General features: G+C 69.0%; 12 protein-coding genes. 3 read left to right on the top strand and 9 right to left on the bottom strand.

Features of this window, described 5'->3' with window-relative positions; all coding sequences use genetic code 11:
* Window positions 1-66 precede the first annotated feature (66 nt).
* The 4 genes from GVY64_RS29215 to dapE form a co-directional block, all read right to left on the bottom strand.
* On the bottom strand, window positions 67-1,836 hold the full coding sequence (locus GVY64_RS29215) for a long-chain-acyl-CoA synthetase (protein WP_159848358.1): 1,770 nt from the start codon (window positions 1,834-1,836) through the stop codon (window positions 67-69).
* Window positions 1,837-1,850: 14 nt separating this feature from the next.
* Complete coding sequence (locus GVY64_RS29210) at window positions 1,851-2,411, bottom strand: TIGR00730 family Rossman fold protein (protein WP_442939643.1); 561 nt, start codon at window positions 2,409-2,411, stop codon at window positions 1,851-1,853.
* A complete protein-coding gene (locus tag GVY64_RS29205) occupies window positions 2,405-3,214 on the bottom strand; it encodes a TIGR00730 family Rossman fold protein (RefSeq protein ID WP_159848352.1) in 810 nt (269 codons plus the stop codon). The genes GVY64_RS29210 and GVY64_RS29205 overlap by 7 nt, the downstream gene beginning before the upstream one ends.
* A 287-nt stretch (window positions 3,215-3,501) precedes the next feature.
* Window positions 3,502-4,605, bottom strand: a complete 1,104-nt coding sequence (gene dapE / locus GVY64_RS29200) for a succinyl-diaminopimelate desuccinylase (protein WP_159848349.1) — start codon at window positions 4,603-4,605, stop codon at window positions 3,502-3,504.
* A 344-nt stretch (window positions 4,606-4,949) separates the two neighbouring features.
* Between dapE and dapD the strand changes: the two genes are divergently transcribed.
* Complete coding sequence (dapD, locus tag GVY64_RS29195) at window positions 4,950-5,897, top strand: 2,3,4,5-tetrahydropyridine-2,6-dicarboxylate N-succinyltransferase (RefSeq protein ID WP_159848344.1); 948 nt, start codon at window positions 4,950-4,952, stop codon at window positions 5,895-5,897.
* Between the two features lie 96 nt (window positions 5,898-5,993).
* Here the strand turns inward: dapD and GVY64_RS29190 are convergent, their stop codons facing one another.
* From GVY64_RS29190 to GVY64_RS29175, 4 genes are all read right to left on the bottom strand, one after another.
* Window positions 5,994-6,206, bottom strand: coding sequence for a hypothetical protein (locus GVY64_RS29190; RefSeq protein ID WP_159848341.1), 213 nt, complete (start codon window positions 6,204-6,206; stop codon window positions 5,994-5,996).
* Window positions 6,207-6,262: 56 nt separating this feature from the next.
* Window positions 6,263-6,490, bottom strand: coding sequence for a hypothetical protein (locus GVY64_RS29185; protein WP_159848338.1), 228 nt, complete (start codon window positions 6,488-6,490; stop codon window positions 6,263-6,265).
* 121 nt (window positions 6,491-6,611) lie between these two features.
* Complete coding sequence (locus GVY64_RS29180) at window positions 6,612-7,004, bottom strand: PPOX class F420-dependent oxidoreductase (RefSeq protein ID WP_159848335.1); 393 nt, start codon at window positions 7,002-7,004, stop codon at window positions 6,612-6,614.
* A 46-nt stretch (window positions 7,005-7,050) separates the two neighbouring features.
* Entirely contained in the window at window positions 7,051-8,469 is a 1,419-nt protein-coding gene (locus GVY64_RS29175) for an acyl-CoA synthetase (RefSeq protein ID WP_159848332.1), read from the bottom strand.
* 136 nt (window positions 8,470-8,605) lie between these two features.
* Between GVY64_RS29175 and GVY64_RS29170 the strand changes: the two genes are divergently transcribed.
* On the top strand, window positions 8,606-9,457 hold the full coding sequence (locus tag GVY64_RS29170; RefSeq protein WP_159848329.1) for an oxygenase MpaB family protein: 852 nt from the start codon (window positions 8,606-8,608) through the stop codon (window positions 9,455-9,457).
* Between the two features lie 108 nt (window positions 9,458-9,565).
* Entirely contained in the window at window positions 9,566-10,273 is a 708-nt protein-coding gene (locus GVY64_RS29165) for a hypothetical protein (RefSeq protein WP_236567324.1), read from the top strand.
* A gap of 7 nt (window positions 10,274-10,280) precedes the next feature.
* Here GVY64_RS29165 and GVY64_RS29160 read toward each other — a convergent pair whose 3' ends face one another.
* A complete protein-coding gene (locus tag GVY64_RS29160; protein WP_159848323.1) occupies window positions 10,281-10,913 on the bottom strand; it encodes a TetR/AcrR family transcriptional regulator in 633 nt (210 codons plus the stop codon).
* Window positions 10,914-11,016: the final 103 nt, after the last annotated feature.

The raw sequence follows: 11,016 nt of genomic DNA, 5'->3' as shown, positions 1-11,016 counted from the left end.
GTACCAGTCCGGTCACGCGGGATCAGTGCGCAGTCCTGCGCCCGAACCCTCCCGGCGGATGGCCCGTCAGCTCTTCGGCGCACGACCCGCGGCCACGTCGGCGGCATAGTCGTCGTAGGCGGGGACGTAGCCCTCGGTGCGGCCCGCGAGTACGTACAACGTGCTGTCGGGGTCCGGGGTGTAGCCCTGCTTGCGCAGTTCGACCTTGCGGCTCTTGAACGTCGAGGTCTGCTCCAGTTCGTCGACGATGCGGACGAACAGCGGGACGGCATACCCGGGCAACTGCTCGTAGGCGAGCTTCGCCACCGCCGCCCCGTCGAATTCCACGCCGGGACGCAGCGTCACCGCGGCCATGCCCGCCTTGCCGTCGGCGCCGGGGATGTCCACGCCGTAGACCACCGCTTGGGCGATCGACTCCGCCTTGCTCAGCGCGCCCTCCACCTCGGTGGTCGCCACGTTCTCCCCCTTCCAGCGGAACGTGTCGCCCAGCCGGTCCACGAACGCGATGTGATGCCAGCCCTGCTCACGGACCAGATCCCCGGTGTCGAACCAGACGTCCCCGCGCTGGAAGCCGTCGCGGACCAGTTTGGCCTCGGAGGCGGCCTTGTCGGTGTAACCGTCGAACGGCGAGCGGTCGGTCACCTTGGCCAGCAGGAGCCCGACACCACCGGCACCGACCCGGCGCAGGCGTCCGTCCTTGTCGCGCTTGGCCTTTCCGGTCTCCTCGTCGTACTCCACGACGGCATACGGCAGCGGACCGAAGCCCGCCGTGCGGTCGACGCCGAAGGCATTGACGAACGCTATGTTCGCCTCGCTCGCACCGTAGAACTCCACGATCCGCTCGATGCCGAACCGGGACTTGAACTCGTCCCACAGTTCCGGGCGCAGCCCGTTGCCGACGGCGAGCCGGACCGAGTGCTGCCGATCGGTCGGCTTGGCCGGTTGGTTCACCAGATAGCGGCACAACTCGCCGATGTAGATGAACGCCGTCGCCCGCTCGCGGATGACCTCGTCCCAGAAGCGGGACGCGGAGAAGACCCGGCCGAGGGCGAGCGTGCCGCCGGAGGCCAGGACGGCGGACAACGCGACGGTGAGCGCGTTGTTGTGATACAGCGGCAGGCAGCAGTACAGGGTGTCGCCGGCGCGCAGGCGGATTCCGAGGCCGCCCAGTCCGGCCATGCTCTTGGTCCAGCGCAGATGAGTCATCACACTCGCCTTCGGCAATCCCGTGGTGCCGGAGGTGAAGATGAGGAAAGCCCGCTCGCGCGCGGTGACTTCCGCGCAGCTCGGCGGGTCGGCATCGTCGGCGTCGCGAGCCGCCCGATCGAGTTCGTCGGCGGCGAGGACATCGGCGGGCGGCTCGGGCAGCGAGTCGACCGCGTCGGAGCATTCTGCGCCGACCACGTTCAGCACGCTGTCGAGCAAACCCAAGCTGTGCGCCAGCACCTGGTCGCGCTGATGGTGATTGAGCAGACCCACGGTGGCCCCGAGCTTGACCGTCGCCAACACGACGAACAGCGTCTCCGGCCGGTTGGTCATCAGCACGCCCACCACGTCGCCGCGCCGCACCCCGCGCGCCGCGAGCACGCTCGCATACCGGTTCACCTGCGCGTTGACCGCCCCGTAGGTGTAGGTCGCGCCCTCGAAACGCAGGAACAAGCGCTCCGGATGCCGGTGGGCGTTGCGCTGGAAATACAACCCCACCGAGCTTTTGGCATCCGGCGTCACCAACATGCTCAGGGCATTGCGAAGCATGCCGGGCGCGTCCAGGGCCATCGCGGGAAGGCTGCGGGCAAGGTCGAACAAACTCACCGTCGAGCGGGCGTCGGTGCTCACGTCTTCAGCTCTCCTCACTGGGTCGGCGGCGCCTCCAGTGCCGCGAAGGCGGACGGGAGATCGGTCACCACGGTAATGCGGGACAAGGCTGTCTGGGGCACGAACTTCCGCTCGTACAACTCGTCCAGCCAGAAGAACAAACCGCGAAAGAAACCGTTGGGATCCAGCACAACGACGGGTTTCTCGTGCTGTCCCAGATAGCCGCCGGTCCAGGTCTCGAAGAACTCCTCCAGCGTGCCGATGCCGCCGGGCAGGGTGAGGAACGCGTCGGCGCGGTCCTCCATGACCTGCTTGCGCTGGCGCATCGTGTCGGTGACGACGAGCTCGTCGGCGTCGACGTCGGCGACCTCCCGATGCACCAGGTGCTTCGGGATCACGCCGATGGTGTTCGCCCCGCCCGCACGCGCCGCGGTGGCCACCGCGCCCATCATCGAGACGTGCCCGCCGCCGGACACCAGCTGCCAACCGCGCCGGGCGATCTCGGTGCCCACCCGGGCGGCCAGCGAGAGGTAGTCCTGGTCGGTCGTGCTCGCCGAGCAGTAGACGCAGACGGCGAAAGGCCGATCGCTCACCACTGATCCTCCGTCCCGATCGCGTCCTCGGCGCCGCCCGCCTCCGCGGCGGCCTGGATGATGTGCACGACCTCCTCCACGCTGTCGGTCACATGCAGCAGGCCGAGGTCGCCCGGGGAGATCTTGCCGGAGCCGCCGAGCGAATCGCGCAACCAATCGACCAGCCCCGACCAGTACCTGGTACCGAACAGGATGATGGGGAATCGGGTGATCTTGCGCGTCTGCACCAGCGTCAGCGCCTCGAACAACTCGTCGAGCGTGCCGAAACCGCCGGGCAGGCAGATGAACGCCTGCGAGTACTTCACGAACATCGTCTTGCGGACGAAGAAGTACCGGAAATTGATGCCCAGATCCACCCAGTCGTTGAGGCTCTGCTCGAACGGCAGCTCGATGCCGAGGCCGATCGAGTAGCCGCCCGCCTCGCAGGCGCCACGGTTGGCCGCCTCCATCGCGCCTGGACCGCCACCGGTGATGACCGCGAAGCCCGCCCGCGCCAGCGCGGCGCCGATGGCGAGGCCGGCCTGGTACTCCGGATGGTCGGCCGACGTGCGCGCGGAACCGAAGACGGTCACCGCCCGCGGCACCTCGGCCAGCGCGCCGAAGCCTTCGACGAACTCGGCTTGGATCCGCAGCACGCGCCACGGATCGGTGTGCACCCAGTCGGTGTCGCCACGCTTGTCCAGCAAGTTCCGGTCGGCGGTGCTCACACCGTCCGCGCGATCGCGGCGAAACATGATCGGCCCGCGGAACTTCGGTGTCGACTTCGGCTTGTGGGTGACCTCACGGTCCGCGGCGTCGGTGGACATGCGTTCCACGCTACCGTCCGGCAAGGGGGACTCACGGGCTGGATGGGAGAAGTCGTCCCACGTTCAGCCAGGGGAAGGAAGAACGAGACGCGGTCGAAATCTCGGTGGTCGGCGCGCACGTCGCGGCTCGGATCCGCGGGCAGCGCGGCGAGGACGGCACGCGCGATCTCGTCGGTCGACGCGGAGGCGGCGGCATGGACGACGCGACGGCGCACCGACTCGGATCGTTCTGGACCCGGCCGCATCGAATACGGCGACCCTGCCCGCGCGTATCCGCGCCGAGCCGCTCAGTCCGGAGTGCCGCTCAAGTAGCTACGCAGCATGGCGGTGACGGCAGTGATCTGTTCCACGGGAACGTGCTCGTCGCGCTTGTGTGCGAGGTTGGGGTCGCCGGGCCCGAAGTTGACGGCGGGGATGCCGCGGGCCGCGAAACGCGAGACGTCGGTCCAGCCGTACTTCGCGCGCACACCACCGCCGCCGTGACTCTGTACCGAGGCGATGAGATCCTTGGCGGCCGGAGCCGTCAGCCCGGGCAGTGCGCCCGGCGCCGAATCGATCACCTCGAACGAGAGCTCGAGCCCGGCGAAGACCTCGCGCACGTGCTCCACGGCCTGGTCGACGGTGCGGTCGGGAGCGAAACGGAAGTTGACCTCCAACTCGGCGGCATCCGGTACGACGTTGCCCGCCACGCCGCCCTCGACCCGGACCGCGGACAGGCCCTCGCGATAGACGCAGCCGTCGATGTCGACTTCCCTGGCGCGGTAGTCGGCCAGCCGCTGCAGCATCGGGGCCAGCCGGTGAATCGCGTTGTCGCCCAGCCAGGCACGCGCCGAGTGCGCGCGCACGCCCGCGGTGCGCAAACCGATGCGCAGCACGCCTTGGCAACCGGCCTCGATCCAGCCCGCGGACGGTTCGCCGAGGACGGCGAGATCTCCGGTGAGCCACTCGGGCAGATCGCGCTCGATGTGCCCGAGGCCGTTGAACTCGGCGGCGATCTCCTCACCGTCGTAGAAGATCAGGGTCAGATCGTGCACCGGGTCGGCGATCGTCGCGGCCAGGTGCAGGAAGACCGCGTCGCCGGACTTCATGTCCACCGAGCCGCAGCCGTAGAGGACCCGCTCACCCGCCGCGCCGACCTCGAACCGGCCGGGCACGTTGTCGGCGATGGGCACGGTGTCCAGATGCCCCGCCAAGATCACCCGGGTCGGCAGCCCGCGGTGGGTGCGGGCCAGCACCACGTTCCCGTGCCGCAGGATCTCGAACCCCGTCGTCTGCTCCCGCAGCGCCCGCTCCACCACGTCGGTGATGGCCGCCTCGTCACGCGAGACGCTCGGGATGTCGACGAGTGCGGCGGTCAGTGTGATCGGGTCGGCATGCAGGTCGATGGTCACGCGCTTCACCCTACGACCGCCGCTTCCCGCAGGGCGGTACCGGTGTGCCTCGGCAGCGCCCACCACCGGGCACCCGTACGCCGCAGGAGCGTCCACCGACCAGTACAGGCGTGCTGCGGCAGCTCCTGTCCGGACGGCGCGCCGTGCGCGCGTTATTCGCTACGGCCCGCGTCGCGGGTGGAACCCGATGCCGTCCTCGTCGGTCGCCCGCGGCGATGCCGCGGTCGTACTCGGCCGGACGCTGCTCAGGGGGAAGGCGCGTGAAGTGGCGCAGGCCGGAGACGTGAGGGCGGTCTCCGGAGCAGCCGCACCGTCGCCCGGCGCGGGTCGGTAACCTCTAGGCCGTGAGCATCCAGGGAGCAGCAGCAATCGGTATCGCCAACGTGACCGCCGACGGGACCGTGCTGGACACGTGGTACCCGAACCCGCAGCTCGGCGAGTTCGCGGAGACCGGCACCAAGCGCCTGGACGAGGCGCCCGCCGAGTACGCGGCGCTGCTCGGCTTCGACGACGCGCGCGGGGTCGACGTGATCGCGGTGCACACCACGATCGCCGACCTGTCCGCCGCACCGGTCGACGCGCACGACGTCTACCTCCGCCTGCACCTGCTCTCGCATCGCCTGGTCAAGCCGCACGAGGTGAGCCTGGACGGCCAGTTCGGCCTGCTGACCAACGTGGTGTGGACCAACCACGGTCCCGCCGCGGTGGAGGGCTTCGAGACCACCCGCGCCAAGCTGCGCGCCCGCGGCCCGGTCACGGTGTACAGCGTGGACAAGTTCCCGCGCATGGTCGACTACGTGCTGCCCTCCGGTGTCCGCATCGGCGACGCCGACCGGGTCCGGCTCGGCGCGCACCTGGCCTCCGGCACCACCGTCATGCACGAAGGTTTCGTGAACTTCAACGCCGGCACCCTCGGCGCGTCCATGGTCGAGGGCCGGATCTCCGCGGGCGTCGTGGTGGGCGACGGCTCCGACATCGGCGGCGGCGCGTCCACCATGGGCACCCTGTCCGGCGGCGGCACGACCGTCATCTCCATCGGCGAGCGGTCGCTGCTCGGCGCGAATTCCGGCCTTGGCATCCCCCTCGGCAACGACTGCGTGGTGGAGGCGGGCCTCTACCTCACCGCGGGCACCAAGGTCACCACGCCGGACGGCACCCTGGTCAAGGCAGCCGAACTGGCCGGCCGCGACAACCTCCTGTTCCGCCGCAACTCCACCACCGGCGCCGTCGAGGTCGTCCCCCGCAAGGGCACCGGCATCGAACTCAACGCCGACCTGCACGCCAACGACTAGAACTTCCGCGAGCGGCACATGGTGAAGCGGTTTCGTACGCAGCCATGTGCCGCTCGCGAGGTTTTCCGGCATTGACCGGGTGCCGGTAACGGCCCGTCAGAGCGCATCAACGAGGACGACTTGGATGATTATCTGGACCAACAGCGGGCCGGTTTCGATCAAGTTGTAGAAGATCGTCACGCCGCCGATGTCCCACTCGTACGCGTCCGGTATCTCGTCGCCATCGGCACGAAATGGGATGGCCCCTTTCGCAAGCGGCAGCGGATCGTCCAAGAGGTCGAGCAATGCGGAGCGCATCTTGAAGCGCAATTTCTCCGGCAGTTCGTATATCTGTTTCGGCTCGCGGACCGACTTCGATGAGGACCCTACGGCCGATCAAAGACGTCCGGCCGCAGCAGATCTTCCCGAGTCAAGGTGCGAAAGGCGTCCGGGTCGGCCTCGAACTGGGCTATTCCGTCGCGCATCTGCGCCGCAATCGCGCTGCGAGTCCGTTCTCGGCGAAGATGACGAAGCTCCTCACGCGCCTTTTCGAGCTGCTGGTACTCGTTCAAGCTGACGATGACTTCGACGACGCCCTCTGGTCCGGTGATCACACGGTGCGGGTCGCCGGCAGGCCGAGGACTCGCGGGGGGCATTGCCCGATCATAGGTGATATGTCTTCGAGGCGGCCTCTGCCGATTCCGGATCCGCTCGGACTTCGACAGGTCGGGTGGATCAGGTGCGGGCGGGTTGTTCGTCGGAGAGACCGAAGGCGATGACTCGGTGGGGGTGGATGCGGATCATTTCGCGGGAGACGCCGGAGATGTAGGGGTCGACGTCGGTGAGTGCTTCGGCGGTGCCGCGGATCTCCAGGCAGCGGACGCGCCAGGGCTGGACCGAGGCGACGTCGTCGACGACGAACGCGACGCGGTCGTTGGTGGCGAGGTTGCGGAATTTCCACGACGCGCCCATGTTCCAACCCGCGATGTCGATGGTGCCGAGGTCGGCGTTGTAGCGGAAGCCGACCGGGTTGTTCTGCGGGGTGCCGTCGGGGCGCACGGTGGCCAGCCTGCCCAGGCGCTGGGTGTGTAGGTAGTCGATCTGTTCGGACGTCAGGGTGGAAGTCATGCGCCGACCGTAGAACCTCTACCTAGCTCGAGGTCAATCCCCGCGGTCAGCTCAGCTTCTTCTTCTGCACCTTGCCCATGGCGTTGCGCGGCAGCGCGTCGACCACCCGGATCTCGCGCGGGCGTTTGTGCACCGAAAGCTCCGCCGCCACATGGTCGATCAGTTCGCGCTCGGTCGCGGCTCCGCGCAGCACGACGAAGGCGGTGATGCGCTGGCCGAGGTCGTCGTCGGGCAGGCCGACCACCGCGGCCTCCGCGACCGCGGGATGACCGAGCAGCACCGTCTCGACCTCGCCCGCGCCGACCCGGTAGCCGCCGGACTTGATCAGGTCCACCGACTCCCGGCCGACGATACGGTGGAAGCCCTCTTCATCGATGGCGGCGACGTCGCCGGTCCGGAACCACCCGTCGGCGGTCCAGGTCTGCGCGGTTTCCTCCGGGCGGTTCAGGTAGCCGTCGAAGAGCATGGGCCCGGAGACCTGGAGGCCGCCGATGCTCTCGCCGTCGTGCGGGACCGGCGCGCCGGACTCGTCGCGCAGCCGGGTGCGTACCCCGCGCACCGGCGTGCCGACCCAGCCGGGCCTGCGCTCACCGTCGGCCCGGGTGGACAGCGTGATCATGGTCTCGCTCATGCCGTAACGCTCGACCGGCGCGTGCCCGGTCAGCTCGCGCAGTCGTTCGAACACCGGCACGGGAAGCGGCGCGCTCCCGGAGACGAGCAACCGCGCGTCGGCCAACTGCTTCGCCGAGTCCGGGTCCTCGACCACCCGAGACCAGACGGTGGGCACACCGAAGTACAGCGACCCCTTGGCCGCCGCGTACGCCTGCGGCGTCGGCTTGCCGGTGTGGATCAGCGGACTGCCCACGCGCAGCGGGCCCAGCACGCCGAGGATCAGCCCGTGCACGTGGAACAACGGAAGTCCGTGCACCAGAGTGTCGCTCGCGGTCCACGCCCATGCCTCGGCGAGGGCGTCCAGACCGGCGGCGATCGCGCCCCGGCTGAGCAGCACCCCCTTGGGCAAGCCCGTGGTGCCGGAGGTGTACAGCACGAAAGCCGTGGCGGCGGGGTCCGGTTCGGGATAGGTGTGCCACGACCTGGCATGTCGCCGCACCGGCACCACGGGTAGGCCGGCGCCCTCCGGCGCCTTGCCCAGCCACGCCTGGGCGCCCGAGTCCGCGAGGATGTGCGCCCGCTCCGCCGTGCCGGAGTCCGGGGGCACCGGCACGACCGTGACGCCCGCGATGAGGCAGCCGACCACCGCGAGCACGGTCTCCACGGTCGGCTCGGCCAGCACCGCCACGCGCTCCGCACGCGCGACGCGTTCGGCCACCGAAGTGGCCGCGCCGAGCAGGTCACTGCGCGACAGAGTGGTTCCGTCGATGGTGACGGCGTCGGGGATGTCCGCTCCACCTGCGTCGGCGAGCGGGTTCAGGGAGCTGAGCAGCAGCGGCGGACCGAACGGCATTCGCTCACGCTACTTCGCGGGTCCGCGGCGAAGTAGCGGCGTCCTGCCCGAACCGGGCACGAATGTGACGGTTGACACTCCCACTGACGTGGTGAGACCGTTGTCGCATAGCTCTCTCAGTACTGCGAGGTCGACGATGACCAGGTCACTTCCCGCGACGCATCGCCCCAAACCGCCGGACTCCTTCGACATCGGGCAGTACATCGACGGCGTCGCCGGCCTGTTCGGAGGCGTGGCCAACGTCGTCATGCAACTGAGCACTCCGCCGGTCGGCTACGGCGTGCTGGAAAGCACGGTGCACAGCGGAAACGTCATGCTGCACCCGGTCAAACGGCTGCGCACCACGCTGACCTACCTCTCCGTGGCGATGCTCGGCACCGACGAGGAGCGCGCCGCCTACCGGGAAGCGGTGAACGTCTCGCATCGCCCGGTCCGCTCGACCGCTTCGAGTCCGGTGCGCTACAACGCCTTCGACCCCGAGCTGCAACTCTGGGTCGCGGCTTGCCTGCATTGGGGGGCGCGGGATCTCTACGAGCGGATGCACGGCCCGATGGACGATGCCACCGCCGATGCGTTCTACCACCTCGGCGCCCGGCTGGGCACCACCCTCCAGATGCCCGAAACGATGTGGCCCGCCGACCGTCGGGCCTTCGACGAGTACTGGGCCGCGAACCTCGCGAAGACCAGCATCGACCCCACGATCCGCGCCTATTTCGACGACCTCATCGATCTGCGCATGCTCCCGCGACCCGCGCAGCTGGCGTTCGGGCGCCTGCACCGCTTCTTCGTGACCGGCTTGCTGCCCCCGCACCTGCGCGAGGAAATGGGCATGACCTGGACCGATCGCGACGAGCGCGCGCTCGCCCGCATCCTGCACGCGGTCGGGGCGACAGAGTCCCGGCTGCCGCGCCCGGTCCGCGCTTTCCCCCTCAACGCCTGCCTCCTCGACATGCGCGTCCGGCGGCTGCTCGGTCTGCGCCTGGTGTGAGCGAACGCGCGCGCCGTTTCGCAGAGCAATCTCTGGGCAATCGGATCTCATCCACCCGATCGACGGACCGTCGCCGCCGCGAGCCAGGAGGAGAAGATGCGCTGTCGAATGACGACGACCGCCCTCGTCGCGGGAGCGTTCCTGGCCCTGGCCGCGCCGGTCGCCTGCGCAGAGCCCCCGGCAGAGACCGAGGTAGCCGCGATTCCGCCGCGCACGGCTCTCTCGGTCCGCACGTCGGTCGGCATCGGCTGGGGCACGGCGAACGAACACGAGTCGCGCGCGAGCCTGTCGTTGGCCAAACTGTTCTTGGCCGATTACGCCTTGCGCCACGGCGACGGCTCGCCTGAGGACCGCATGCTCAGCGAGCAAATGATTCGCTATTCCGATGATGGAGCGGCGACCGTGATGGAGGCGAAGTATCCCCAGGCGATCGCCGCCATCGCCGCCGAATACGGCTTGCACGAGACGGCGCCCGGGCCGAACTGGGGCGCGGGAGCCACCAGCGCCGCGGATGTGTCGGACTTCCTCGCCACCAAACTGCGCACGGACCCGGGATCGCCGATCTTCGAATGGATGGCCGCGGCGGGATCGACAGCCCGAGACGGCACCGAACAGGACTGGGGCACCGCGCGCTGGCCGTTCGTGCAGGGCACCAAATGGGGCTGGTCGGATGCCGGGGAGCCGGAGGTGGCCTCGGCGTCCTACGGCCCCGGTTTCGCGGTGACCGCGCACACCCGCGGCACGGCGGCCGAGCAGACCGCGGACGTCATGGCCGCGCTCGGAGCGATGATCCTGGGATTCGCCCAGCCTCGCTGAGCCCGGTTCAGCGCACCCGGAACGACACCACGACGTGGTCGCGCGCGAACTGCCGTATCGACGCGTCGTCACCGAGCGGGATGACGGTCTGCGGCGTCAGCGCCAACGACAGCGCGGTGCGAGCGATCATCTCGGCCAAGGGCTCCGGATCGTATTCCGGCAGTTTGCCTTCCCGCTGCAAGCGCGTGATGAACTCGGCGAGGTAGTCCCGGCCGAGTTCGATGACCGGGGCCCCCTGGGTGGTGAGGTAGGGCAGCACCAATTCGGGCTCGGTGGCCAGCAGTCGGTGGATCAGCTGATTTCCGCGCAAGCCGTTGATGAACGCGGCGAACAGTTCGACGATCTGGTCCTGCGCGCTCGCGTTCCGGTCCACCTGGCGCTGGAGCGCGGCGTCGACCTCCTCGATGAAATCGCGAGTCTGCCGCAGCCCGACGGCCCTGATCAGATCGGACTTGCTCGCGAAGCGGCGATAGAGCGTGGCCAGGGACAATCCGCCGCGGCGCGCCACCTCCACCATGCTGGTGCGCTTGATGCCGAAGTCGAGGAACGCCAGCAGCGCCGCGTCCAATACCCGCGCCTGGTTGCGATCCTCGGGTGCAGCGCTGCGCACCAGCGGCAGCAGTCTGGTCAGCCTGGCCATGGCTCAACCCTATCGCGATAGCGAAACGATGACACTTTCAGCATCGCATACCGTCACCGCCGTTACGTGTCATTGACAGGTGTGCGAGTCGATGAGAATGTTA

Origin of the sequence: Nocardia sp. CY41 (assembly GCF_009829325.1) — a bacterium.
GTDB lineage: Bacteria > Actinomycetota > Actinomycetes > Mycobacteriales > Mycobacteriaceae > Nocardia.
Note: the sequence above shows the minus strand (reverse complement) of the source record. Positions and strands in the feature narration are given on the sequence as shown.